At 61.6% G+C, this 24,920-nt stretch carries 26 protein-coding genes, 1 tRNA gene and 1 riboswitch; of the genes, 15 read left to right on the top strand and 12 right to left on the bottom strand.

Translation table 11 applies throughout. The features are described from left to right. Window positions 1–19: 19 nt before the first annotated feature. Window positions 20–985 carry an EamA family transporter gene (locus RIF72_RS12450; RefSeq protein WP_309075193.1) on the bottom strand — a complete coding sequence of 322 codons (966 nt, stop codon included), beginning with the start codon at window positions 983–985 and terminating at the stop codon, window positions 20–22. Window positions 986–1,006: 21 nt separating this feature from the next. On the opposite strand from RIF72_RS12450, the gene RIF72_RS12445 reads away from it, so the two are divergent. Then, complete coding sequence (locus RIF72_RS12445; protein WP_309075192.1) at window positions 1,007–1,924, top strand: LysR family transcriptional regulator; 918 nt, start codon at window positions 1,007–1,009, stop codon at window positions 1,922–1,924. Between the two features lie 123 nt (window positions 1,925–2,047). After that, window positions 2,048–2,374 (top strand): hypothetical protein, encoded by a 327-nt coding sequence (locus RIF72_RS12440; RefSeq protein WP_309075191.1) that lies wholly within the window; start codon window positions 2,048–2,050, stop codon window positions 2,372–2,374. On the opposite strand, the gene RIF72_RS12435 is transcribed toward RIF72_RS12440, so the two are convergent. Beyond that, complete coding sequence (locus RIF72_RS12435; protein WP_309075190.1) at window positions 2,375–2,899, bottom strand: histidine phosphatase family protein; 525 nt, start codon at window positions 2,897–2,899, stop codon at window positions 2,375–2,377. A 493-nt stretch (window positions 2,900–3,392) separates the two neighbouring features. Next, window positions 3,393–4,259 carry a winged helix-turn-helix domain-containing protein gene (locus RIF72_RS12430; protein WP_309075189.1) on the bottom strand — a complete coding sequence of 289 codons (867 nt, stop codon included), beginning with the start codon at window positions 4,257–4,259 and terminating at the stop codon, window positions 3,393–3,395. A 674-nt stretch (window positions 4,260–4,933) separates the two neighbouring features. Between RIF72_RS12430 and RIF72_RS12425 the strand changes: the two genes are divergently transcribed. The 3 genes from RIF72_RS12425 (at window position 4,934) to RIF72_RS12415 (ending at window position 8,324) form a co-directional block, all read left to right on the top strand. Then, window positions 4,934–5,674: a response regulator transcription factor gene (locus RIF72_RS12425; protein ID WP_309075188.1), complete on the top strand. Its 741-nt coding sequence runs from the start codon at window positions 4,934–4,936 to the stop codon at window positions 5,672–5,674. 3 nt (window positions 5,675–5,677) lie between these two features. Then, the gene (locus tag RIF72_RS12420) at window positions 5,678–7,174 is read left to right on the top strand and encodes a HAMP domain-containing sensor histidine kinase (RefSeq protein ID WP_309075187.1); all 1,497 of its coding nucleotides are present in this window, start codon (window positions 5,678–5,680) and stop codon (window positions 7,172–7,174) included. Window positions 7,175–7,282: 108 nt separating this feature from the next. After that, window positions 7,283–7,468: riboswitch (cyclic di-AMP (ydaO/yuaA leader) on the top strand. A 1-nt stretch (window position 7,469) separates the two neighbouring features. Continuing rightward, window positions 7,470–8,324, top strand: coding sequence for a hypothetical protein (locus RIF72_RS12415; RefSeq protein ID WP_309075186.1), 855 nt, complete (start codon window positions 7,470–7,472; stop codon window positions 8,322–8,324). A gap of 105 nt (window positions 8,325–8,429) precedes the next feature. On the opposite strand, the gene RIF72_RS12410 is transcribed toward RIF72_RS12415, so the two are convergent. From RIF72_RS12410 to upp, 6 genes are all read right to left on the bottom strand, one after another. Next, window positions 8,430–9,821, bottom strand: coding sequence for an aminotransferase class V-fold PLP-dependent enzyme (locus RIF72_RS12410; RefSeq protein WP_309075185.1), 1,392 nt, complete (start codon window positions 9,819–9,821; stop codon window positions 8,430–8,432). Window positions 9,822–9,874: 53 nt separating this feature from the next. Next, window positions 9,875–10,561 carry an HAD-IA family hydrolase gene (locus tag RIF72_RS12405; RefSeq protein WP_309075184.1) on the bottom strand — a complete coding sequence of 229 codons (687 nt, stop codon included), beginning with the start codon at window positions 10,559–10,561 and terminating at the stop codon, window positions 9,875–9,877. Between the two features lie 45 nt (window positions 10,562–10,606). Continuing rightward, window positions 10,607–10,984: a VOC family protein gene (locus RIF72_RS12400; protein ID WP_309075183.1), complete on the bottom strand. Its 378-nt coding sequence runs from the start codon at window positions 10,982–10,984 to the stop codon at window positions 10,607–10,609. 57 nt (window positions 10,985–11,041) lie between these two features. Continuing rightward, entirely contained in the window at window positions 11,042–11,512 is a 471-nt protein-coding gene (locus RIF72_RS12395) for a hypothetical protein (protein ID WP_309075182.1), read from the bottom strand. Between the two features lie 17 nt (window positions 11,513–11,529). Beyond that, entirely contained in the window at window positions 11,530–12,000 is a 471-nt protein-coding gene (locus RIF72_RS12390) for a hypothetical protein (protein ID WP_309075181.1), read from the bottom strand. A 639-nt stretch (window positions 12,001–12,639) separates the two neighbouring features. Beyond that, window positions 12,640–13,275, bottom strand: coding sequence for a uracil phosphoribosyltransferase (upp, locus tag RIF72_RS12385; RefSeq protein ID WP_017198151.1), 636 nt, complete (start codon window positions 13,273–13,275; stop codon window positions 12,640–12,642). 22 nt (window positions 13,276–13,297) lie between these two features. Between upp and RIF72_RS12380 the strand changes: the two genes are divergently transcribed. After that, the gene (locus RIF72_RS12380; RefSeq protein WP_309075180.1) at window positions 13,298–13,834 is read left to right on the top strand and encodes a nucleoside deaminase; all 537 of its coding nucleotides are present in this window, start codon (window positions 13,298–13,300) and stop codon (window positions 13,832–13,834) included. Between the two features lie 34 nt (window positions 13,835–13,868). Here RIF72_RS12380 and RIF72_RS12375 read toward each other — a convergent pair whose 3' ends face one another. From RIF72_RS12375 to RIF72_RS12365, 3 genes are all read right to left on the bottom strand, one after another. Further along, window positions 13,869–14,699: a glycosyltransferase family 4 protein gene (locus RIF72_RS12375; protein WP_309075239.1), complete on the bottom strand. Its 831-nt coding sequence runs from the start codon at window positions 14,697–14,699 to the stop codon at window positions 13,869–13,871. Between the two features lie 171 nt (window positions 14,700–14,870). Further along, on the bottom strand, window positions 14,871–15,269 hold the full coding sequence (locus RIF72_RS12370; RefSeq protein WP_309075179.1) for a 6-carboxytetrahydropterin synthase: 399 nt from the start codon (window positions 15,267–15,269) through the stop codon (window positions 14,871–14,873). Window positions 15,270–15,272: 3 nt separating this feature from the next. Continuing rightward, window positions 15,273–16,274, bottom strand: coding sequence for a zinc-binding alcohol dehydrogenase (locus tag RIF72_RS12365; protein ID WP_309075178.1), 1,002 nt, complete (start codon window positions 16,272–16,274; stop codon window positions 15,273–15,275). 127 nt (window positions 16,275–16,401) lie between these two features. Here RIF72_RS12365 and RIF72_RS12360 point away from each other — a divergent pair. From RIF72_RS12360 to RIF72_RS12320, 9 genes are all read left to right on the top strand, one after another. Further along, window positions 16,402–16,491: transfer RNA gene (locus tag RIF72_RS12360), tRNA-Ser, on the top strand. Between the two features lie 505 nt (window positions 16,492–16,996). Further along, entirely contained in the window at window positions 16,997–18,664 is a 1,668-nt protein-coding gene (locus tag RIF72_RS12355; RefSeq protein WP_309075177.1) for a 4-alpha-glucanotransferase, read from the top strand. After that, window positions 18,661–19,917, top strand: coding sequence for a hypothetical protein (locus tag RIF72_RS12350; protein WP_309075176.1), 1,257 nt, complete (start codon window positions 18,661–18,663; stop codon window positions 19,915–19,917). Before RIF72_RS12355 ends, RIF72_RS12350 begins: the two co-directional genes overlap by 4 nt. After that, window positions 19,914–20,444 (top strand): deoxycytidine deaminase, encoded by a 531-nt coding sequence (locus RIF72_RS12345; protein WP_309075175.1) that lies wholly within the window; start codon window positions 19,914–19,916, stop codon window positions 20,442–20,444. Before RIF72_RS12350 ends, RIF72_RS12345 begins: the two co-directional genes overlap by 4 nt. Continuing rightward, window positions 20,441–21,004, top strand: coding sequence for a dCTP deaminase (locus RIF72_RS12340; protein WP_309075174.1), 564 nt, complete (start codon window positions 20,441–20,443; stop codon window positions 21,002–21,004). Before RIF72_RS12345 ends, RIF72_RS12340 begins: the two co-directional genes overlap by 4 nt. Next, window positions 20,985–21,890 (top strand): methyltransferase domain-containing protein, encoded by a 906-nt coding sequence (locus RIF72_RS12335; RefSeq protein WP_309075173.1) that lies wholly within the window; start codon window positions 20,985–20,987, stop codon window positions 21,888–21,890. Before RIF72_RS12340 ends, RIF72_RS12335 begins: the two co-directional genes overlap by 20 nt. Further along, a complete protein-coding gene (locus RIF72_RS12330; protein ID WP_309075172.1) occupies window positions 21,887–22,873 on the top strand; it encodes a hypothetical protein in 987 nt (328 codons plus the stop codon). Before RIF72_RS12335 ends, RIF72_RS12330 begins: the two co-directional genes overlap by 4 nt. Beyond that, the gene (locus RIF72_RS12325) at window positions 22,866–23,354 is read left to right on the top strand and encodes an NUDIX domain-containing protein (RefSeq protein ID WP_309075171.1); all 489 of its coding nucleotides are present in this window, start codon (window positions 22,866–22,868) and stop codon (window positions 23,352–23,354) included. The genes RIF72_RS12330 and RIF72_RS12325 overlap by 8 nt, the downstream gene beginning before the upstream one ends. Next, window positions 23,351–24,853 carry a hypothetical protein gene (locus RIF72_RS12320; protein WP_309075170.1) on the top strand — a complete coding sequence of 501 codons (1,503 nt, stop codon included), beginning with the start codon at window positions 23,351–23,353 and terminating at the stop codon, window positions 24,851–24,853. Before RIF72_RS12325 ends, RIF72_RS12320 begins: the two co-directional genes overlap by 4 nt. Window positions 24,854–24,920 lie beyond the last annotated feature (67 nt).

Raw genomic sequence — 24,920 nt, 5'->3', positions numbered from 1 at the left:
TTGCGCGCTTGCGCGCGATCTAGAGACGCAGAGCGGGCCTCACAACGGGCGTTTCCGGAGGAATTTTACGTCCAGCACCGAGCACCGCGATGCCAACTCCGAGGAGCAGGATCAGTCCGCCCAGGATCTCGGTCAGCGTGGGAATCTCGTTCAGGACCAGCCACGCGGCCGTCATCCCCACCACGGGGACCAAAAGCGTGAAGGGCACGACGTCGGAGCTCGGGTACAGCGACAACAAACGGTTCCAGATGCCGTACCCAATCAGCGACGCGAACACGGCAGTGTAGATCGCGCTCAGTATGGTGGCGGGTTGCAGGTCCGTGAGCGTAGTCAGCACAGTGTCGGGCCCGTCCACTACCAGCGATAAGCCAGCCAACGGAACCGGCACCACGGCGCCGGACCACACCACCAACCCCAAACCGGAAGCGGCCTTCGTATGCCGGGCCACCACATTCCCGACGGCCCACGACAACGCCGCGGCCAGAACGATCATGAGCGGCAGTACCGGAGCCACGGCACTTCGCCCCAATGCCACCACCGCCAAGCCTGCGATGCCCAAAGCTACGCCAGCCAATTGGCGCCGGCCCGGCCTCTCGCCAAGGAATCCCGCCGCAAGCAAGATCGTGAACAACACCTGCGCCTGAAGCACCAACGATGCCAAACCGGCCGGCATGCCAAGTGCCATGCCCAGATACAGGAGACCGAATTGGCCGGCACTCATGAAAAGCCCGACGCCGACAATCGCCTTCCAGCCCACGTCTGGTTTGCGGATGAACAGGATGAAGGGAAACACCACCAGCAAAAAGCGCATGGCGACGAAGAGCAGGGGCGGGACTTCCCTGCCATTGGTATGCAAACCGAGGTCGATTGCGACGAAGTTGATGCCCCAAAGAACAGCAACCATGAGGGCGAGGGCAGAGTGGCGAAGGTTCACAAGGACACTCTGGACCACTTTTGGTTGAAGCACCAGCGTTGAATTCGACACAGAACAGCGTAGATTTGCTTCATGATCGACATCTCAGCACTTAGGGCCTTAGTGGCCGTCGATCAGCACGGCTCAGTGGTGGCGGCATCGGGCGCCATGGGCTTCAGCCCTTCGGCCATTTCGCAACAAATCAAGAAACTTGAGAAGCAAACCGGCGTCGCCGTGTTGGAACGCAGCGGCCGTGGGGTGCTCCTCACTGAGCGTGGATTGGCCCTTGCAGGTTACGGCCGGCGGATCATGGGTGAGCTTGAGGAACTGCAAGCCACCCTGCTCGCTGACCCCTCGAAGCCTTCAGGACTCCTAAGGCTCGTGGCATTTTCTACGGCATGCCGCGGTTTGGTGGGACCCATGCTCGGGCGCATAGCCGCTGCCCACTCGACTCTGGGCGTCACCGTCCTGGCCGAGGATCCTCGTGAGGCGGTGCAGAGGGTCGCCTCCGGCGAGGCCGAACTCGCGGTGGTTCACAACTGGAATTCTGTGCCCTTGGTAATCCCGGAGAACCTGGCGCATGAGGAACTCTGCATCGACCAAGCCGACGTCCTCGTCAACAGCACCCACGCACTCGCGGCGCGAACCGCCGTCGAGCCTGAAGACCTGCTGGACGAGACATGGATCAGCACCCCGGCAGGAGCCATCTGCAACGAAGCGCTCTTGCAGATTTTCGCTGGACTTGGCAGGGTCCCCGACATCCGTATCTACGATCCCGACTTCTCCACCCACATCGCCATGGTGGAACAGGGTGTGGCCGTGGCACTTGTACCGAGGCTCGGCAGGCCTCCGCTCCCTGATGGCGTCATAGCCATCCCCGTGATCCGCCCAGTCCAACAACGGTCCGTTGGTGTTGTTTACCGCAAGACGATGACAGCCAGTCCCAACATCCGACTTGCCGTGGCCATGTTGGGCGAAATCGCGGCTGAGCTACCGCTGCCGCGAAGCTGACCAAGAGCGATCAACGTCACACAGGGGAACATTCGACGTCAAGAAGTCTGCTAGCTTAGGCTAGCCTTACCTAACCGCGCCGCTTGGGGCGCGGGACTGTCGAATCTCTGAAGGGGCCCTACTGTGGAAGCAATCCTCTTTCCCACGGACATGAACCACCATCACGCGTATGGCTTGGTCAGCTACATCATGATCGACGACGGTCTCTATCCGAGCGCACACAACCGGCGCGATCCGTACGCGCTTCCTGCATTCGACATCCGTGGTCAATGGGTCTACCCCAGCCGCTACAACGAATACATGGCTCCGCAGTTACCGGTGTACATGTTCGACGGCGAATACCTCATCGCAACAGGTCACGGCGAAGAAGCGGCGGGCCTGCCGGTGTTCGAGATCCGCTGCATGTGCATGCCGCAGCTGGCCTACGGGGACTCAAACAACCCGAAGTGACTATTTACGGGGCACTGTGAAGTGCGTCAGCCTGGCATCCTGGCCATCAAGCTCAGCCCACGACTTTTCCGTTTCCATTACCGTCAACGCACTCGTTGGGTACCGGGTAGCAGCATCCATGTAAGCGTCATGGTCTGAATCACGGGAAGCCAGATGCATGGCAAGATCCTGAACTCCGGGCATATGCGAGATCACCATCAACGTGGTCACGGTGTCGGGGACGTGGTTGATCACCGTCAACATGCGGTTGGCTGAGGCGGAGTACAAGCCGTCCTCAAGCTTGGGCGTCGGCGCCTTGTCTCCCAACTCATCACACACCCAAGTGCAGGTCTGCCGGGTCCGAAGCGCTGACGAACACAGGATGAAGTCGGGCATCACGGCATGTTTGAGTAACCATTTCCCCGCCAACGGGGCCTCACGGTGCCCGCGCTCCTCCAAGGGGCGCTCATGATCAGGCACGCCCATGGGCCAATCAGCCTTGGCATGGCGCATGATTACCAGGCGCCTTATGTGATGGTCACTCATATCCCAACCCTATCCGCCGCACACCCCAGGGGCTTCCACCGGTCCGCCGTCACCAACGTTGAATTCGCGGCGCCCTGGACACGCCGTGCGGCGGGCGTGCCTACGGTATGTGGCGGCCAATGTGGGTGGTGGCCGCACACGGTTTCCGCAAAACAAGATGCCCGTGCCATCGCAGTTGCGGCTTCCCGACCTTCTTTGGGAGCAGATCAATCCTTGAGCAACCTGATGCGGTTGCGTAAGCGCTGTTGGCGTCTCAAAGAGGGTCGCGACCCCTCGCGTGCCGGTCCGCCGTCACCAACGTTAAATTCGCGGCGCCCTGGACACGCCGTGCGGCGGGCGTGCCTACGGTATGTGGCGGCCAATGTGGGTGGTGGCCGCACACGCTTTCCTCGAAATTAAAGGCCGAAAGGCGGCATATCCCAACAGCGCCGTTGTTGCGTGAGGAACGAGCGCAGGCGCAGAGGGATGATGCCGCCTTTCGGCGTAGTGCTACTTAGATCGAGTATTCCGGAGCAGCCCAAACAATAACTTCGGGGTGCTCGTAGAAACGGTAGCCCTGGCCTCGAACCGTACGGACGGTGTTGGCGAGGCGGCCGAGCTTGGAGCGGAGGCGGCGGATGTGGACGTCGATGGTGCGCTCGTTTGGCACCTCTTCGGCGTTGCGCCACAGGCCCTCAAGGAGTTCGTCTCGCCCCACGGTGCGGGTGCCGTTCTCGACGAGGTAGTTGAGGAGCTCGAATTCCTTGAACGTGAGGTTCAGCGATTCGCCGTCGAGGTGCACTTCGCGGCGGGCGAGGTCGATCAGAACGCCGGAAGGACGGGCTTCCTGTTGGGGCGCCGGGCGGGCGGCTTCGGTGCGCTGACGTGCGGCGACTGTGGGGTCGCCGAAGGTGGAACGCACGACGTCGAGCGCGGACCCGGGTGCCCCGGCGGGGGCAACTGCGACGGCGGCATAGCTCTCGGCACCGGTCACGAGTGACTGGGCGTAGGCCCGGATTTCCTGGGCAAGCTTGGCAATGGAGGTTCCGGCGGCAGCTGCGGTTTCTTCGTCAATGCCCATGTAGAGGACGAATCCGCGGGCCACGTTGTCGTTGGCAACAGGGCGGAGCTTGTCCGACTGGGCGATCACAGGGGTGGGCGCGGTCATGGGCGCCGGCTCTGCTGCGGGGACTGCGCGCAACTGACCATAGGAGTTGGGGTTGTAACCCTGCGGCACGTATCCGGGAGCCTGCTGACCTGCCCCTTGCGGAGCGGGCGAGTAACCGGGGCGGCTGCCGAAGCCGGGGCGGAGCCCAGCGTTTGACGCGGCCTTGTTGGCGTTACGGACGGAGATGTGGACGTATCCAGATGCAACTGACATAGAGTGCTTACCTCAAAAGTGAATAGCCGTCATCGCGGCTTCGAATGCTGGTTGTCCCCGCAATGAGTTTGGGGAGGGGCGCCCAACGCTGGGCTAGGGGGCGAATGCCTGAAACTTCTTTGGGGTGGAAAGTTAGGCTTGCATTCGACAACAGCGGTCATCATGGCCAGCGGGTGCGCTGGGCCAGGTTGCTGCGGCTGCAGGTGCTGTTGAGTTCTTGTTCACATTGGAAGTGTGCAACGTAACAATGGCAACACGCAAGTAACAAAGCGTCGAACCGTCCACATTTTGAGACACGGGGGTCTATTGTGTCGCAAATCACAATTCAGTAGGTCCTGTAAATGAACGCCATTTCATTCGGTTCGATCAAGAAATATTCGCCATCCGCTGAATATTCTTCGGCATAGGGCGGATGATGTGCATGCCCGTTCCTCCCAATCCTCTCCCGACGGAATCTCACGAACTGAAACACTTGTTGTCCAATCGGGGCCAACCTTCAGGGCCACTTTTCAGCACAAAATCTGCTACAAGCCGTAGAACGCCCTGAACCGGGGCGTCAAAAGTCCTTGGGCACGGAAGCGTGTCCAGTAGCCCCCTCCTCGATAGTCTGATCTCACAGCTTCCTCACAGGATGGGCAAAGTGTTGGCAAACCAGCAGAACGGAGAGTTATCCCATGGCCTCCTCGCACTCCACGACCAACAACCTTCCCCAGCTCTCCCATCCGGACGGCTCCCCCATCCGTGCTCTGGTGGTGGATGACGAACCCAGCCTTGCCGAGCTGATGAGCATGGGCCTGCGCATGGCAGGCTGGTCTGTTGCGATGGCCGGGGATGGTCCGGAAGCAGTGAAGCTGGCCAAGGATTTCCGCCCTGACGTGCTGGTCCTGGATGTCATGCTTCCCGGATTCGACGGCGTCGAGGTCCTGAACCGCATCCGCACCTTCGCCCCGGAGGTTCCCGCCCTGTTCCTCACGGCCAAGGACGCCGTACAGGACCGCATTGTGGGGCTGGCAGCTGGCGGCGACGACTACGTCACTAAACCCTTCAGCATGGAAGAAGTCCTCCTGCGCCTCCACCGCCTGGTCCAGCGCTCCGGCGTAGCTGCCATGGACACCGCCGAGCTGGTGGTAGGCGACCTCACACTCAACGTAGATACCCGGGAAGTAACCCGCGCCGGCCAGGACATCCCGCTGACCGCCACCCAGTTCGAGCTGCTTCGCTACCTCATGGAGAACCCAAAACGAGTGGTCAGCAAAGCCCAGATCCTGGACCGCGTGTGGGATTACGACTTCGGCGGCCAGGCCAACATCGTGGAGCTCTACATCTCTTATCTGCGCAAGAAGATCGAAGCCAACCATCCCCCAATGATCCATACCATCAGGGGTGCCGGATACGTCATCAAGCCTGCGGACTAGGCATTGAGCACCCTCCCAAGAGTGGCCGGGAAGTCCGGCCGCAGTTGGCTCGACCCCTCCACCTGGCACTTGCGTACACGCCTGGTCCTGGTGGCCATGGCACTGCTGATCGCCATTTGCGCTGCGGTGGGAGTTGTCAGCTACGCGTCCATGGACATGGTCTTCAACAGGCAGCTCGACAGGCAGTTGGAGCAGGCGTCCAGCCGGGCAAACGACTTCGGCAGGCCGCCGTCGAACTTTCCGTTATCCCCAGGCAGGCCGGATCCTTTGGAGGCGCGCGGGCAGGCTGCGGGCACGCTCAACGCAAGGATCGACGGCTCCCTGGTGCGTAGCTCGGGTTTGATCGACGCCCACGGTAACCGCGTCTCGCTCTCAGCCGACGACGAACAGGTCCTGGTATCGCTCCCCACGGACAATCAACCCGTGGATCAATCACTGTCGAACGGCGACTACCGGCTAGTGGCAGTCGAGACTACTTATGGCGACGTGATTGTGACCGGCCTGCCCCTCGCCGACAAACAATCTGCCCAGGCGTCCTTGGTGTGGACCATGGTGCTGGTCTCGCTGGCTGGGCTGGTAGTGATCGGGCTCGTAGGAACGGTCATCATCCGCCGGACCATGCGTCCGCTGGAGCAACTCTCCGAGGTTGCCATCAAGGTTTCGCGCCTACCCCTCGACGCCGGTGAGGTGGCACTGGCAGTGCGCGTACCGCCGTCGGCATCTCACCCTGGAACGGAAGTGGGCAGTGTCGGCTATGCCTTGAACCAGATGCTGAACAACGTTTCGAGCGCACTGGAAGCACGTCAGGAAAGCGAAACCAAAGTGCGGCAGTTCGTGGCGGACGCCTCGCACGAGCTGCGGACTCCCCTGACAGCCGTCCGGGGCTACACCGAGCTGCTGAGGATGACGGAGAATTTCACCGAGGATGGATGGAAGTCGCTGGCCCGAGTCCAAAGCCAGGCCGAACGCATGACCACTTTGGTGGAGGACCTTCTTCTGCTGGCGCGGTTGGACGAGGGTCAGCCCGTCAAAGTTGAGGACGTGGACCTGACACAGCTGGTGGTCGAAACGGTCAGTGACGAGAAAGTCATGGCACCGGACCACATTTGGCAGCTCCAGCTCCCCGATGAGCCCATCACCATGCGCGGCGACGCCACCCAACTTCACCAGGTACTGGCCAATTTGCTGTCCAATGCCCGCAAGCACACCGATCCCGGCACCACTGTGGTCACAGGCGTGATGCTCTCCGCCGATGGCAGCGCCGTGGTCACAGTGACGGATAACGGTCCCGGAATTACTGAAGACTTCCAAGGCAGGATCTTCTCCCGGTTTGCCCGCGCCGATGCGGCGCGATCAGGTAGCGAAGGCACCTCCGGACTCGGCTTGTCCATTGTGGAATCCATCATTTCAGCGCACGGCGGCAGCGTGGAGATGACCTCGCGGCCGGGGCATACCGAATTCGCCGTCCGACTCCCGGCGGTGAGCACCGAACGCCCATAACGAATCGGGCAAGGCGACTCACCGCCGCCGTGATCTCTGTTACCTAAATGTGACTTCTGCGGAAAGCTCCTGTACCGTCGAAAGGGTGGGTCGCCCCAACTGGCCCGCATCCGGGATGCGCCGAGCTCTGCCACTTCCCGGAGTCCGTTCTTTCACCGAGGCAGAGACGGGGGACCCAGAGTCTCCGGGCAAGGCCTTTTGGTCGGCCCTTGGGGTGAAGCCGCAGCGTGATGCGCGGCCGGATGACCTCATCCGAACCCGACAGCTAACTCCGCAGGCGCTGAGAGGTAATCACATGTCTGAATTTAACGATCAGACGCGCCCTTCCGCGCGTCACCGCGACGAACACAACGCACCGCACACCAAGTCGCAGTCCGTCCTCAAGAACGCAGCCCGCCAAGGTAAGTCCGGCCACCGCATGTCCGTAGTCGCCGGTGTTGTGGCAGCTGCACTGGGCGTTGCGTCGCTCGGAACCGCCGCCAACGCCGCGCTGACCCTCCCCGAGGCCAGCCGCGTAGCCGGAACCCAGGCCAGTGCGCAGGTCAACACCAACAAGTCGGCTGAGATCTCTGCTTCCCTGAATGCTGCCGCCGAAAAGGGCGCAGCCGACAGGGCCGCTGCGGATAAGGCAGCTGCTGACAAGGCTGCCGCCGAAAAGGCTGCAGCTGACCAGGCCGCCGCCGCGCAGGCCGCCGCCGAAAAGGCTGCAGCCGACCAAGCTGCCGCCCAGGCCGCAGCTGAGAAGGCTGCTGCTGACGCTGCCGCCAAGCAAGCCGCCGACGCCGCCGCTGCCGCTGCCGCCGCGGAAGCCGCAGCAGCTGCTGCCGCCCCCAAGGCCGTGGATGACCCCGCTGCTGCCAAGGCGTACGCCGCCAGCATCCTGGGCAACTACGGCTGGAGCCAGGCCGAGATGACCGCCCTGAACACGCTGTGGGAGAAGGAATCCAACTGGAAGACCACAGCTACCAACCCCTCCAGCGGCGCCTACGGAATCGTCCAGTCGCTGCCTGCTACCAAGATGGCCACGGCCGGCTCTGACTGGCAGACCAACTACCAGACCCAGATCAAGTGGGGCCTGAACTACATCAAGGAGCGCTACGGATCCCCGTCCGCTGCTCTGGGCTTCCACTTGGCCAACAACTGGTACTAAGCCAGACTGCTTGATTGCCGCGCCCGTTGCTGCCGTTCGCACCAGTACACACTGGAGCGGATGGCGGGAGCGGGCGCGGCTTTGTGTAAGCCGGGCTGCCCTTGCCTATGCCTCCGGTTCCGCCTCCATCGCAGCCCGCACGGCTGCGATGGAGGCGGCCACATCGCCGGCATCCGTGGACCAGTTGCTCACCGAGATGCGGAGTATTTCGCGGCCCCGCCACGACGAACCGGACATCCACACCGCACCTTCCGCCATGAGCCTCTGGGTGACGCGGTGCGTACGATTGTCGCTGCCGAAGCTCACCGAAACCTGAGTGAAGACGACGTCGTTGAGCACCTCCACACCCGGGATCGCCGCCAGTCCTTCTGCCAGGGCACCGGCGTTCGCTGCGAGGCGCTCCACCATCGAAATAACTCCTGAGCGGCCCAGTTGCCTGAGCGCAGCCCACACCGGGATGCCCCGGGCGCGGCGAGACATCTCCGGAACTTTCTCGAAAGGGTCCCCTGGCCCCGCATCAGTGGCAATGAGGTAACTCGTGTGAACGCTGAAGGCACGCCTCAAAGCTTCCGGGCGTGCCACTATTGCCAGGCCGCAGTCGTAAGGGACATTCAGGGTCTTATGGGCATCCGTTGCCCACGAATCTGCGTCCTCCACACCCGCCAACCGACCGCGCAGCTTCGGGCTCACGGCGGCCCACAGACCAAAGGCACCGTCCACGTGCACCCACGCGCCGCGATCGTGTGCCACGGCTATGGCTTCCTCCATGGGATCGAATGCCCCGGAGTGGAGGTTGCCGGCTTGCAGGCAGACCAACGATGGGCCGGGTTGCTGATCCATGGCATCAGCCAGGGCGTCGGGACTGATCCGCCCTTCGTCGTCGGCGTCTACCGGAACACAGGCGCCCAAACCGAGGTAGCGCAGCGCCAGATCCACTGCGGCATGCCGTTCCCTGCCGGCAAAGGTAGTGATCCGGGGCGCGCCGGTGAGGCCGAGCGCTTCGAGGTCCCATCCGGCCTCGTCCATCAGGTATTGGCGGCCCGCTGCCAAGCCTACGAAGTTGGCAGTCGTGGCGCCCGTGGTGAATCCGACGTCGGCTGTCGCAGGCAGGTGCAGGAGGTCCAAAAGCCAGGCGGCGGCGGATTCCTCAATGGCAGCGGCAGCGGGGGTGGCGAACCGGAGCCCGGTGTTTTGATCCCAGGCAGAGACGAGCCAATCGGCGGCCATGGCGGCGGGCAAGGTTCCTCCCATGACCCAACCGAAAAACCGTCCGGACTGGATCGCCATCAAGCCGGGCTCAGCCAGCGCGGCGAGTTCGTCCACTACCTCCGCGGCATCGGTTGCTCCGTCCGGGAGACGCGGCAGGATGGTCTTGGCCACTTGGTCGGCATCGGACGAAGGGCGGACAGAACGGGTGGGCACCGACGCAAGCCACTCACCGGCGTGGACCATGGCCCGCTCCAATGCAGCACCGTACGCCTCCGGCATCGCAGACATGCGCACAGCCTACGCCCGGTTCACCGCTTGGAACAGCCTTTAGCCGGGCGGTACTAGAGGGTGAGCGTCAGGAGGTGACCGCCGTCGTGATCCTTCACTGCGGTGACGGTGACCGCCGAGTAGTCCGGGATCCGCCACATGCCCGGCTCCAGCTCGCCGCCGGAGTCGCCCACCACAACGGTCCGCATCCCCGCCGCACGCGCAGCAGCGATTCCGGCAGGCGCATCCTCGAAAACCACGACGTCGGCCGGGTCGGCTCCCAAGAGTGCCGCCGCCTTCAGGTAACCCTCAGGATGCGGCTTACCGCGGGTGACGGACTCAGCAGTGACTGTTGTTGATGGCATGGTCAGGCCGGCAGCTTGCATGCGGATATCGGCCAAGATGCGGTCCGCAGAGGTGACCAACGCAATGGCGCCATCCGGGAGTCCCGCCAGCAGGGCTTCGGCCCCGGGAAGAGCGATGACGCCGTCTGTCCGGGAGCGTTCCATCTCGCCCAGCTCGGCGGTCAGGGCTTCGAAGTCAGCGCCGGCGGGCGCGTAACGGCGAACAGTGTCGCGGGCCTGGACGCCATGTGAGTTGCGCAGGATCTCATTGAAATCCAAGCCGTAGCGCTCGGCGAACTCAAGCCACACCTGCTCAACGATCGCCGTTGAGTCCACCAACGTGCCGTCCATGTCGAAAAGGACGGCCCGGACGGTCAAAACTGATGACTGGGACGTGGTAGCGGCAGGATGGCTCATGGTTCCATCCTGCCGCATGCCCGTGGGGTGGTGCTGAAGTGTGACTTAGCCGTTGGGTCGCTGAGGTAGGTACTGCACGGCCCACTGGTTGCCATCGGGGTCAGCAAAGTACACAAAGTGACCCCAATCCTGGATGTCGACGTCGCTGACGTCCACGCCGTTGGCCTTGAGGTGCTCGTGGGCCTTGTTGATGTCCGCCACCACCACTTGCAGGTTGGGCGCCGAACCCGGAGGGGCTTCGGTGAGACCCTCGCCGATAGCGATGGAACACGCAGAACCCGGCGGTGTCAGTTGAACGAAGCGGATGCCGTCGGTGGGACGCTCATCGAAATCGGCGTTGAAACCAACCTTGTTGACGTAGAAGTCCTTTGCGCAATCGACGTCGGAGACAGGGACAAATACCAGTTCAAGTTTCCAGTCCATGCGCCACAGGCTAACGGGGCGGGCCGGAAACCGGTAGGGGTCTTTGATTTCGGCGGCCTAAGCCTCCCGACGCGGTTTCTTTATCTTGACTCCGAGGGACATGACGAAAGCGCAGGCCAAAGCCCCCATGCCGCTGACAATAAGAAACTCGACCACGGGCGAATGCAAGACAGTGTCGTCTGTGAACGCCCGGACGTGCGAAACGGCGAAACCCATGGCTGCGTCTGGAAAAACCAGCAGGGCGGACGGAGTGCCGTAGCAGTACAGTGCGTGAGACGCGGATTGAATCGCTCCGACGGGGCCCGGTTTTCGTACCAGAAACCAACACACCGCAGCAGAGATCCCTGTCCAAAGAAGGAACCACAAGGCATTGCCCAGGTTGGAGCCGGCCTCAAATGCCCGATAAGACTCGAAGATGCCGAGACCGGAATACTGCGCCGAAGTGACGTAGACGGCGAAGGATCCGAGTGCCCACGGAAGCAAGACAGTTCCCAGCAGGGCCCACTTACGCACGGCATGTCTCGGCATCGTCGAGTCCTCTCTGGTTACCAGTTACAGGTCTGGGACACGGGCCACATTCCAATCCGACTACGCCAATTTGGATTTGAGTAACGCTCGTACTCTAAGTCGAAGGTTCCCCATTCTGCCAAGCCCCCGAGGACGTGGCATTCCCACTGCTGCCGCATCGAGGGTGTAAACATCCACCAAGAATGCTTTGACTGCAGGAGAGACCACCCGGAGCTCAAGAATTGTCCGGCGTTGAAGATCGCGTCGTACCTTCCCCACCCCGAGAGCTCCATGGAAAGCTGATTCATGCCGTAGTAGCTGTTCCAACGCCATTCTGACCAGGTGAACAACTGCCACCAGGCGTAGTAGACCTTCGGGTCGGCGACCACCGGGTATGCGAGACCTGGCGTGTTATGTTCCACGACTTGGGTCACAATATTCCCGGACACCTCATAGTGGGTACTCACAGCGGTGCCATTGGCATCCACTGCCCAAGCTGGAAGGATCATGCCCTGATCCGACCCATCCAGGCTCTTAATTGAAATAGCACCACCGTCAGCCGCGTGAGGACTACACCCTCAGGAGCATCAATTTTGTAGTCATAGCGGGTAGGCGCTTGCGGGTCATTTATGACGGTCGATTCCCTGACATTAGTTGTTACAGAATCGGACGACTCTGCGTCGGGTTGGACGACCGCAGCCGAGTCTTGACCCGCGGAGACCACAGCCTCCTGGATAACAGCGGCCGCCGTCTCGGCAGTTTCTTTTGCGGTCCTATCATGTTCCTTGGCTTGCGCGGCGGCTGGCACCAGAAGAGAAATGGCTATTGGCCGAAGCACTAGCGAGCGCAACGAATTGTTTCAATCTCATTCGTCCCCATCACAATTCGGGCAGAGGGTCCGCCCACTATGGAAGTGGACTCAGGACACGAAACCTGACGGGAACCACATTCAGGACCACTTAGTCTGCTATGACCAGACACAAGTTATAAGGCTCAGAATGACGAGGGATTGGCCGCCGCTTTAGGGTCATGGCACTCCCGGCGTGAACCGGCCAGCAAGAAAACGTCAGAGCATTGCTGCCGTAGGCCCACTGCAGTTACTACAAGCGGGCACAGCTAAAGATAGGGGAAACCAGGCCGAGTATGTCCTAGCCGGCCACACCGTACAAGCGGTCGCCGGCGTCGCCAAGGCCGGGCACAATGTACGACTTTTCGTTGAGTTTCTCGTCAATCGAGGCCAGGACGATTTTCACGTTGGCGTCGGAGAGCTCTTCTTCCAGCTTGGACAGCCCCTCCGGAGCAGCAAGCAAGCAGATGCAGGTAACGTCCGAGGCACCGCGCTTGAAGAGGAACTTGATGGCCTCGCGCAGGGTGCCGCCGGTGGCAAGCATGGGGTCCAGGACGAAGATCTGCCGGCCGGTGAGGTCCTCAGGGAGCCGCTCGGCGTAGGTGATGATGTCCAGGGTTTCTTCATCACGGGCCATGCCCAGGAAGCCCACCTCAGCTGTGGGGACCAGCTTGGTCATGCCCTCGAGCATTCCAAGGCCTGCGCGCAGAATCGGGACTACCAGCGGAGTGGGCTTGGTGAAAGCCGTGCCAATGGTGGTGGTGACGGGGGTTTCAATCTCGACCGGCTGCGTCTTGACCTCACGGGTGGCTTCGTAAGCCAGGAGGGTGACGAGTTCTTCAGTGAGCTGCCGGAAGACCGGAGAAGGGGTGTTCTTATCCCGCAGAACGGTGAGCTTGTGAGCGACCAGCGGGTGGTCCACGACGAGTGTGCGCATTCCCCAAAACTATCATTGAGACATGAGCGCCACGGAGCCGTATCACGCAGATCACCTGGCCTGGATGGGCCTTGCCCTGGACGAAGCCCGGTTGGCGCTGAAAACTGACGACGTTCCGATTGGCGCAGTCGTGTTGGGGCCCGACGGCGGAGTGCTGGGTTCCGGACGCAACGAACGGGAAGCGCTCGGAGACCCGACAGCCCACGCGGAGGTGGTGGCCATTCGCCAGGCCGCTGCTTCGCTTCGTCAGCGTGCTCACGATGCGGGCACCGACGGTGACGGCTGGCGGCTCGAGGACTGCACTTTGGTGGTCACCCTTGAACCCTGCGCCATGTGTGCCGGGGCGATTGTCCTGGCCCGTATTCCCCGCGTCGTTTTTGGCGCGTGGGACGAGAAGGCCGGAGCCGTGGGTTCTGTGTTCGATATCCTCCGCGAGCGCCGCCTCAATCACTGGGTGGAGGTGTACGCGGGCGTCCGCGAGGAGGAGTGCGCAGCGCTGCTGAGGGGCTTCTTCGCAACGCACCGCGTTCCTCTTTCTCCCCCGCGAGTTGGCACTTAATGCCGATCCGGGTGCCCGGGATGGGCTTTTACTGTCACCTTGGTGGGCGTTCCAGGGCTCTCAGGACAGTGGCCGCGGTGGTGTCCCAGCCTTGGAGACGCTCCCTGGCAGTCATGGCTGCGTTCCGCCAGGTTTGTTGCTGGGCGTGATCGGAGAGCCAGGTCCGGAGGGTGCCGGCGAGGTTGCCAGGGTCGCTGAGATCCAAGGCCGTGCCAGCCCGCGAGTCACCGAGCGCTTCCACTGCTCCCGTTCCCTGCCTCACAAGCACGGGGATGCCATGAGCCAACGATTCCGTGACGGACATCCCGAAGCTTTCGGAGCGTGAAATCAGAACACTCAGGTCTGCCCTGTGCCATTGCTCTTCGAGGGCATCGCCGGTCAGCTCGCCAGTGATGCTGATTCGGTTTTCGAGACCGTAATGCTCGACGGCGGCCCTCACCTCGGCCGCATAGCTCGGATCAGCGTCGTGGGAGCCTATGAGAGCTGCGGTCCAAGCGAGATCTTGTATTTCACTGAGCGCCTGCACCAGGATCGTCTGGCATTTATTGCGCAGCAACGCGGCAACCGCCACGATGTGCTGTGGTTCGGATCCTTTCGCCGGGTTTGCCTTCTCAGCACCGGGCGTAGCGACGACGATGTTTTGCATCCCGTGCTTTGCTTCAAGCTCCGACGCTGCATGGGCGCTCGGGCAGATGATCCCGGTTGCTGCTGCCAGAGCCTTCGCCTCAAGGTCGTGGTGGTCCGCCAACGCCATGTGCGACAGGACCCAGACCTTCGTCCCGGCATTGACCGCTGCGGCGATCTCGTCCGGCGCCCCACTGGCTACCAAGCCGTCGGCAATCACTGTTGTGCCGCCGTCGAGCATGTCAGCGAACCGCTGCCGGTCCGCCGGGCTCCCAACGGGCCAATCGCCGTCGACCGTTACTATCACAACGTTGACGCCGAGGGCAGTCAGATGCTCGGCGAGCTTGGCGTTGTACTTGTTGCCGCCGGAGCCGTGCCGGACATTCCCCGGGACCAGGAAGCGGATGGGCACTTACTTGACCGGGAGCTCCAGCGAGTAGCCAGCCCAGGCGTCGGGGTTCTCGCGGAGGACGACGTCAATGCCAGTGAGGGCCGGACCGTCCGCCGTGTCCTGGATTTGGGCGGCCATGGCGTCGGCGATGTGCTTCGCGAGAGCCTCCGTCGTGGAGAGCTTGCCCTTGAAGGCGGGGTGTTCGTCGAGGTTCTTGTAGTTCAGGTCGGCGAGCACTTCCTCAAGGATGCCGCCAGCGGCACCTATGTCCAGGACGATTGCGTCGTCGTTGAGGTTGGGCCGGCGGAAGGTGACTTCAGCAACGAACGTGGCACCGTGGAGGCCCTGGGCTGGGCCGAAGGCTTCCCGGGGAAGGCTGTGGGCGACCATGAAGTGGCGTCGGACGGTCAGGCTGAACATGAATTAATCCTCCGAGTTTGGGTAGGCGACCACATGGCAGAAACCGCCGGGCCGTTCGAACAATTGTGTGAGTGTGGTGGGCAGGTTCCGGAACAGGCATTCGCTGGTCAGGAAAGTGTCGAACAGCGGATCCCGCAGTTCGAGTGCGGCGTGTTCCAAGCGCTGGGCGTTGGTTCGCCGGTGCCGTCTGGGTAGGGCGACAGCACCCACCTGGCTCGAGCGGATGTTCAGCCTGCGGGCGTGGAAGTCCTCGCCGAGCGGCAGGGTGACTTCCTTGTCGGCGAACCAGGAAAGTTCGATGACATCGGAGTCGTCGCCGGCCAGCTGGAGGCTCAATTTGAGGCCCTCATTGGAGGCGGAACAGTGGAAGACGATGTCGTTGTCGTCCTTCGCTTCCTCCGGGAGGGCGAATTCGATGCTGAGCTTTTCGGCGAGGTTTCGCTTCTCCGGATCCGCGTCAACCAGTTGCAGTCGACCGAGTGGATACTTCCGGAGGAGCGTCGCCAGGACGCCACCCACCAAGCCACCACCGACGACGGCGACGCGGTCGCCCAGCCTCGGTCCGGCTTCCCAAAGGGCATTGATGGCCACCTCAACTATGCCGGTGAGCACAGCCCGACGTGCTGGTACGCCCTCAGGGATTGCGGTGAGGTGGCTGGTGGGGAGCACATAGAAGTCTTGGTGCGGGTGAAGGCTGAAGACGGTTTTTCCTCGCCATTCGTCCGGGCCTTCTTCAACAATGCCGACGTTCAGGTAGCCATATTTGACCGGGCCCGGGAAGTCGCCTTCCTGGTGCGGCGCCTGCATCAGGTCAGCCACTCGCTCCGGAACGCGGCCCTCGTGGACAACACGCTCAGTGCCGCGGCTGACCCCCGAGTACAGGGTCCTGACCAGCACTTCTCCTTCTTGCGTTGCTGGCAGGGCCTCCGGGCGCAGCTCGCCACTGCCCGTCTCCGTGACCCAATAGGCCTGGGCTTCGTGTTCTTGTTCGCGCGAGATAGTCATGGTGCTTACGAATCTATCGGTGGGGGGCTGCTGACGGAAGTTGGCTGTGTTTTGGCTTGTTCTTCCCCTTGGTCCGCGGGGCCTCGTTTTGGGGAACCGGGCTGAACTCCGGTACCCTATTTCAGTTGGTGACGTGTCCGAGCGGCCGAAGGTGCAACACTCGAAATGTTGTTTGGTGTAAAAGCCAACGTGGGTTCAAATCCCACCGTCACCGCCAATGAGAAAGGCCCTGCTTCCCTTTGTTTATGAGGGAGGCAGGGCCTTTTGCTTTGCCGTAATCAGGTCCAGCAGCCAGTCGGCAAACGCCACTCCTAATGCCGGGCGTGAGTAGCGCCTTGACTGCGAGCGACACGGCCAGAGACGCGCTCTCCGCACCCCAGCCTTGATTTCCTCGTCACGGTTTACCGTTCTGTCCCGCCACTCGCAACGGGGATCAGGGAGCCGAAGTGTACATGCTTTTTTGGATATGAGAGTGTCATATCAAAAGTTAGTCAATTCCATTGACTAACCCAGTAAAGCTCTCCTAGCCTTCCTCAGAAGGGTTTCATGGCTTTCGTCAACGGGTAGGAGCGACATGATAGGCGTGAGGGACCACACCGGCTTAAAGCGAGAGCTGGTGCAACGGCAGTTCTTCCCGTCTATGTGGATTCGCACACCGCCCCTTACTGTTCGTCACGCCGTCGGCATCATGCCTGGCCCGCGAATTGGACGGAGACTCACTGGTGATTCCTGAATCCGCGGTACAGAGGGAATATGAGAACCGCTACGGTGATCAAGTCGAGGTACCCGTTGCGGTGCAGCACACCGTAAGCCAATTGCTCAATGATGCCTGTAGTGACATCACGCCCTTTGACTTGGGGCCCAAAGCTGACGACCCTCCATTGGCACGACGTCGACGATGGGGTGTGCACCTGCAGTTGGCTCCCCTCGTTGACGATTCCACGTGGGGAATCGGCGACTACGGATCTCTCGTTCGTCTGGGACAGGAGGTGGTCACGCATGGCGCCGACTTCGTGGCCATCGGCCCTACCAACTGGGAGTCGATACTTCCTGATGGTGGACTTGATCCTTCTCCCTACTCACCGGTGAGTCGCCTGCTGTATAGCCTGCTGCATGTTGAGGTGACGACCGTGGCCGGATGGTCCTCAATCCCGCCAGCTGACCGCAAGGAGCTATGCCGCCGCGGTGCTCAACTAAGCGCAGGCTCCGCGGCAAGTCGCGATGACTTGGATGTATTGAAACTCAAGGCCGAGGCATTGCGACTCATCTTTGCGCATTACGAGGCCCCGGTATCCGGGATTGATCCACACTCATCGGATGGCATGCTGGCCTTCGCACTCGTGCAGTACCTACAAGAAAGAGGTGTCGCTGAACACTACTTCGGCACGCTTGACGAAAAGCAACACGTCGAATTCCTGGTTTGGTTACAGCACGTTGTCCTGGGTCAACTCACTGCTGCTCACGAGGAGCTCCGCGCGGCCGGCATGGATATCGGAATTATTGCAGATCTTCAGGTTGGTGCCTCTCAAGACGGGATCGACCACGAAGTTTTCCCTGGGTGCTATTCCCGTACATTGAGCATCGGTACCCCACCGGACGACTACGTTCCAGATGGTCAGAATTGGCGACTCGCCTTTCCCGTGCCGCATGGTGATCAACACCGTCCCTGCGCTCAGACGTTGGCTTTAGCCACCGCCGTGGTACCGGTCGGGGGCGTCCGCATAGACCACGTGTTGGGAATACAACGACTGTGGGCACGCCTCCCGGACGGGGCCGGGACCTACGTCCGCTTCGATGTTGGGGCCCAAATGGAATCCATCCGCGAGCTTGTTGACCGGGGAAAGTTGGTGGTCGGGGAGGATCTCGGCAATGTTCCAGACGGTTTGCGCGAAGTGCTTGCTGAGAGTGGCGTGTACGGCACCGATGTAGTTTGGTGGACCCGCGGCAGTGACGGATCGCTACGGACGGGTCTCACCACCGAAGGCCGTGAGCAATCGATGTTGCTGATTGCCTTCCACGACACGAGTTCCACGGCCTGTTTCATCACCGGCGAGGATTTACGCCTCCTGGACAGCATGGGTCGGTTGGGAAGGGACCTCACGCAGGCGGAGAAGCAGCGATTCAGCGACCTCGCCGAGTTTGGGGTTGGACCAAACAGTGATGTCGAGAACGCGCTGCTCTCGATCTATACTTTTGCGTTCTCCTCACGACCAGAGCTCGTCAGCATCTACTACCCAGACCTTCTTGGTCTTGATTGCACTGAGAACGTACCTGGTACCGGTCCCGAGGACCATCCAAACTGGGTGCTTACCTACGGCGATCCAGATCTGAGCATTGAAGAGCAACTAGGCGGAAAGTTGGCCCGTCAGCTGCTCGCCCTCAAACGATGAAGATTCGCGACCGCGGCTTTGCGCCCTTGGTGATCACGCAGGCTGCATCGAACGTCTGCACCAGCACGAACACGTTTATTGCCATCTGGCTCTTAAGCACGCCCTCGCTACCCACTCTCCTCCTCGGAGTGAATCAAGGCGTATTCCTGGCCACACTCATGCTCGGCACCCGGCTCAATCCGCTGGTCGTTAACTGGCTCGGACTGCGGCGCAGCACTCTCTTGCTGCTCCTGCTCGAGGGGCTCGGATTGGCTGGCCTTGGAGTTTGGATCGCCGGGAAGGCAACGCCCGAACCCAGCTTTCATGATGCTGTCGGCATTGTGGTGCTCGCCGGTATCACGACTTTTGCGGGCGGCCTGAACGGGCCATCTTGGGTCACAATTGTGGCCCGGTGGGGAGGCGACCCGGCAGGACGATCACGGCGTCTGATGGCCGACAGCGCGGCGTTCCAGTTCGCGGCGGCTGTCGGGCCCCTGGTCGGCTCGATCTTCGTCAGCAGCGCTTCACTCCTCTGGTTGCTGCCATGCCTGAACATGGCAACGAATGCGGCGGCGGCCGCCGTCGTCGGTTGGGGTACACGACGGTACCCCCTTACCGCGGCCACGTTGCCGGAGGAATCACAGTGCGCGAAGGCCAGCCCCGCGCGAACCAACGCAGACGACTCTTGGAAACCGAACCAAGGAGGTTTGCTGATAAGTGTTCGGTCGCTGCCGCTGCTCGCTTTGCTCGTACTTGCCGCATTTGCCGATCCACTACGAACCGTCTTACCTCTAATTGTGCGGGAGGCGGGGGGCGCGGCGGGGACCCTCGCTTCTACGTCGGCTGCGCTGGCGGTGGCCGCCGCTCTGGCAACGGCGCTGGCCGCTGATAGCGTCTGGGCAATCCGGATAAGCGCATGGATGCGGGCTGGCGGAACCTTCTTAGTACTCAGCCTCGGAGCGTTGACATGGCTGCTCGGGGGCAGCACCGTCGCTTTCGTCGCGGGAGCACTTCTGCTCGGGCTGGGGTCTGCCACGCTCTACGGTCAGTTTATGGCCGCTGCTTCCGAGGCCGACCAAGCCGAGGGCCGGGAGACGCGCTATGTTGCCGACGCCATCTTGCTCCGAGCTCTGATCTCATCTCTCTTCGCATTCATACTTACCAGCGGTTGGGGTGACACGGCACGCGTGGCCGTCATCGTCGGAGCCTCAGCGCTGTCTGTGATGGGCGTCTACGCCGTTGGTCGGAGCATTCAACGGAGGCTCACCTCATGATTCTCACCGCCAACGAGATCCGCACCCAAGTAGAGGGAGGCAATATCACTATCTCCCCCTTCGAATCTGCGATGCTGAACCCGAACAGCTACAACTACCACCTAGGCCCGACATTGCGCGTCTACCCGCCGGGTGTTCACGACTCCCTGCGTCCGCCGTCGCCCGAGGAAGTCGTCATTCCTGCAGAGGGTCTGGTTCTACAGCCGCGGCAGCTCTACATTGGCAACACCGTAGAACGCATCGGGAGTTCTTGTTACGTCCCTTCACTGATCGGTCGATCCAGCCTTGGCCGACTTGGGATGTATCTGCAACTGTCTGCAGACCTGGGCAACCTAGGCGCGTCACACCAGTGGACTCTCGAGATCACCGTCGTTCAACCTCTGCGTGTGTATCCAGGGATGGCGTGTGGGCAGGTCTCGTTCTGGGTTCCACTCGGAGACGTGTCCCTGTACGAGGGACTTCTAGGGACGTTGTCCCCGCCCACTGTGCCCTCGGCCACCACGATGAGGAAGGCGTTCGACCGATGATTCTCACAGGACCTGCGATCGAGCAGGAAGTACGCGACGGGACGATTCGAATTGCGCCCTTTGCGGCGAACCAAGTCAATCCCAACAGCTACGACTTGCGATTGGCACCTCAGCTCCTCGTGTATCGCGACCGACTGCTTGATGTTGCGCAGGATAACCCGGTGGACAAGATCACAATCGGCCCTGACGGCGTGGTCCTGCAGCCGGACCGCATCTACCTGGGTGGCAGCATCGAGCACGTCGGCAGCGACCATTACGTGCCGATAGTACGAGCAAAATCAAGCATCGCTCGCCTTGGCCTGTTCGTCCACGTGACAGCTGATCTGATCGACCTGGGATCGCACGGTCCTACCACCTTTCAACTGCACTCGGTTCTGCCGCTGCGCGTGTACCCCCACATGCGGATTGCACAAGTCACCTATTGGGTCCCGAGAGGAAGGATCGAACTTTACGACGGCAAATACAGCCTTGCCAAAGCGCCAATGGCCTCACAGGCCTACCGCGATTTCACCACAACAGGAACCGAGGAGAACACCGTTGATGACAAATCAAACCGTTGACAATGAGGAACGTGCCCGTTACTGGATGTCTGTGCTGGGAGATGACTACCTCCGCAGCCATTTCAGCACCGATCAACCACTGGCGATCCAGCAGTTGACGCATAATCGCTACCGAACCAACCCCCGTACCCTTGTGGACCATACCTTGGCCTGTCTTGATCTCGACGGTACTGAGGCGGTCCTCGACGTCGGGTGCGGCAACGGATTTGTCTTGCGGGATGTCGCTTCGCGAATGCGCTATCCCGGGAATATCACAGCTATAGACCAGTCGGCGGAGATCCTCAACGTCGCGAAGGAGAATGTGAACTTCACTTGGGTTCCGGTGGATTACATCAATGGCGACGCCCGGCAATTGGATACCCTGATCGAGACGCAGTTCGACTGCGTCATGGCCAATTTCCTCTTTCACTACATTGATAACCCGGCTCAGATGGTGAGCCAGTTGCGAAGGGCCACCGCCGAGGACGGGCTGACCGTAGTGACTGTTGAGGGTCTGGACTCGATGCCCGAAATGTACCAGCTGCATGAAGAGGCGATGCACGCGGTGGGCATTCCCGCAGACGTTATCGAGCGTGCGCCGAAAGGCCGACGCGGCACCCTGTCACCGCATAACGGCAGGGCCATACTGGAGCAGGAGTTTCCCCACGTGGCTGAGCACCCCTATGAGGACTGGTTACGCTTCGACGAAGCACGGCCCTTCATGGAGTTCTATGCCTCGGGTCACCGGTACGCAGGTTTGGAGAAGGTCGCCGGGGATAGCGTCAGCGAGGAGCAGTTCACAGCACTGTTCCTCGACGTGCAACGGCGGGTCGAGGAGATTATCGACCAGCAGGGGTTCTTTCGGTTGTCCAAGGTGAACGTCGTATTCGTGGCCCGGGCCTCATGACCGCAAGAGTTGCTCTGGTAGGGCGGCCGGGAGCGGGAAAAACCTCTTTGGCCGCCGCTTTGAAGGCAACGGATGGTCACTGGTTGCAGCTCAGTATGGCGAGACCGCTCTATGCCGCACAGGCTGCGCTTTTCGATCGGATGGGTGTTCCTCATCACGAGCTCGGACAGGACGGTGAGCTGCTGTCCTTCCTGGGCGGGCACATCCGTCAGCGCGATCCACAGGCACTAACGCGGCGGGTGATTGAACGAGCGGACTGGTTACAGGCACTCTCGAGCGAACGATCGGTTGTCATAAGCGATGCCCGACCTGTGGACTTGGATGAGTTGCGCGACGCCGGCTTCACCGTAGTGCTGGTGCGGGCACCAGAAGAACTTAGGCTTGCCCGCTTGCAGGCCCGTGATGATCTAACGGAGAATCCGGACTCGGCGGGCGTGGAGCTCAAAGCTCAGGAACCTACCGCCGACCTCTATGTGGACACTGCTGGATCGCTCGCAGATCTCGAGGCCAGCGCCGAGACTCTGCTGAGAGACTTGCCCGCTGCTCCGTATCCGGCTCAGGCCGGGGCGGTAGCTCTGAAAGAGCTCGGACGAACTCTCTACAGAGAGGCGAGCGCGGCAATCACGGGTGTTTACCGGCCATCGCGGCATCAACTCGGATGCGCGATGCTCGGCGATGACGGGGAGTTGGCCACCGGCGTTCACGTAGAGGCTGAGGTGGGTCGTGCATCGACTTGTGCCGAGAATGGTGCACTGGCACAAACCATTGCCCGTGGGGCCAAACCCGTCGCCATGATGACGGTGCGTCATCCTCGTCCGGAGGAGACCCGCGATGTGGAGATCATGCCGCCCTGCGGCCTGTGTCGCGAGCTGCTTTGTGGTTATGGGCCTGACGCCATGGTCTGGTTGCCCTCTGGACAGGTCCGTCTGAGAGATCTACTTCTGCACAGGTACATCGGAACGAAATGGAGAAATCATGGTTGAGCAGCTAGTACTCACCAACGTCTATGCGCTGGTTCGCGACCGCCACAACCCAAGTCGCATCCTGCTGCAGCAACGGTGGAAGCCCGAATCAGATCCGGTAAACAGCGGACGTTGGGAGTTGCCGGGCGGTAAATGGCGCGCCTTCGAGCCTTTGGCCGCATGCGCCGAGCGTGAGGTGGAGGAAGAAACCGGCCTCAGCGAGGTGGAGGTGCAGGTCAGCCAGACCGACCACGAGCTGCTGGGGGACAGAGTACAGGTCAGCGAAGCGATTCAGCTGGTACAGATGCTCCAGGGGCCGTATCCCTCACTCCTGGCGATTGTGGACGTCCTGGCCTCCGGGTTGCCCCACTCGACTGGCGACGGATCTCGTGAAGTGCAATGGATCGATCAGGAAGCGCTGATAGAGATGATGCAGAATGAGCCTCACACGTTTACAGCGCTCAGCTTCGCAGCCCTTCAGCACCGGCTCTTGGCGCAATGACGGTTGGCTCTGCCTGGCTGGGGCGTGTTTCGGCGGCGGACGTAGCCGACTTGGCGTACGTGCAGGCTTGGTCACCCAAGCAGCGCGGTGTCACCGCAGAGATTGCCGGGGAGCTTGCGTTCTTCGGTCGACAGGCTCCTCAGCGTCGTAGTGTTTTGGGGTGGACCAGCACACGGGACACTGCCCTGGTTGAAATCGACGATTCGACCTGGATTGCTCCCCAGGTCCGTCTGCGACAACAACTGCTTTCGGCTGCCGCCGGAGGCGATCTCCTGGAGGAAGGTGGTGTACCAACAAGCAACGTTCCCAATATTGCTGCCGTCACAGCATCGCTGGTCGCCCAGCGCCGCTGGGCGCTTGTACCATCGGGGCGCCATGATTTTCGGAGTCCGGACAGGCGGGATCCGGAGGTCTCCTGCGCGGTGCCTGTCAGTAGTCGGCTGGGGCGGATTTCGGAGTTCGGGGCCAGCTACGGCCTGTGCTTCAACAGCGGCTACTACATCTGGCTGGAGGAAGAGTTCGCCGACGGATTTGCCAGTAGCGGCGACCCGATCGGACTGGAGGTGGTTGACGGCGTGATTACGTCGCCGCCCACGGCCTCACGCTCGGCGCTGCTGAGGGTGCTGGATGCCTCCGGCAGGGACAAAATGATCATAAGTCAGGTGGACGTGTGTGACCTCACCATCACCCTCCCCGGGGGACTTGTCATCCATGGCGAAAGGGCTGTCTGCCGGTGTGTTCGTTCAGTTGACTGCCTCGCCGCCGCTGCAGGCGAGGTTCACATCCTTACACGGACACGGGGTGCTGACGCCGCCGTCCCAGTGCCCCCGGGTTTCGTCGGGCTGACACTGTACGGGCGCCAAGTGGTCCAGATTAGTCGCCAGAGCTCACCCTGCCCCGCCAATGGGCTCGTCCTTCTCGTTCCAGTTCCATCTGCCAAGCGTTTGTTTGAGGAGGTTGGAGACAGTGCTTGGGTAATTTATGACCTCGAACTGGCTGGTTCCCGCGTCTTATCAGGTACTCAAGTGGGGCCCACCGTGCTTCGCGGCTCTGAACCCATCGACGTCGCCCGTGAGGTTGCCGACGGGCACGAGGTGTACCGCCCGACAGAGGAGTTCGGCCACGAGGCTGTACCGCCAGTGGCTCTGACAGTTGAGAAGATTGTGGACGAGCCGCGTGGCAGGGCCGCCGTCGGACTTACTCCTGCGGGAGACGTGTGCGTGCTCGTTGCCGAGGGCTGTGAGCCTCGCTCCATCGAGCCTGGTTTTGACATCTTGGGCGCAACCTCAGCGGATATGACGACGGCACTCCTCGAAGCGGGGTGTTGCGACGCCGTTTTGCTCGACAGCGGCGGAGCGGCAAACATCTCACAATTCGGACGCCTTGCCCTACCGCCTGCTGACCGTAACGATGTGGTCGGAGTGGCCTTCGAGCGCTACGTCCCCGGGGCATGGCGCCTCGCGACGTCGGCCGAATCCGGCATGTCGCGAGCTTGGTAGTTAACTGCCGTTGGACGCTGGGATGTAGCGCCATCTGGCGTGTACCGTGTGGTCCGCTGATGGCTGC

The sequence above is a fragment of the Paenarthrobacter sp. genome, assembly GCF_031180005.1.
Lineage (GTDB): Bacteria > Actinomycetota > Actinomycetes > Actinomycetales > Micrococcaceae > Arthrobacter.
Note: the sequence above shows the minus strand (reverse complement) of the source record. Positions and strands in the feature narration are given on the sequence as shown.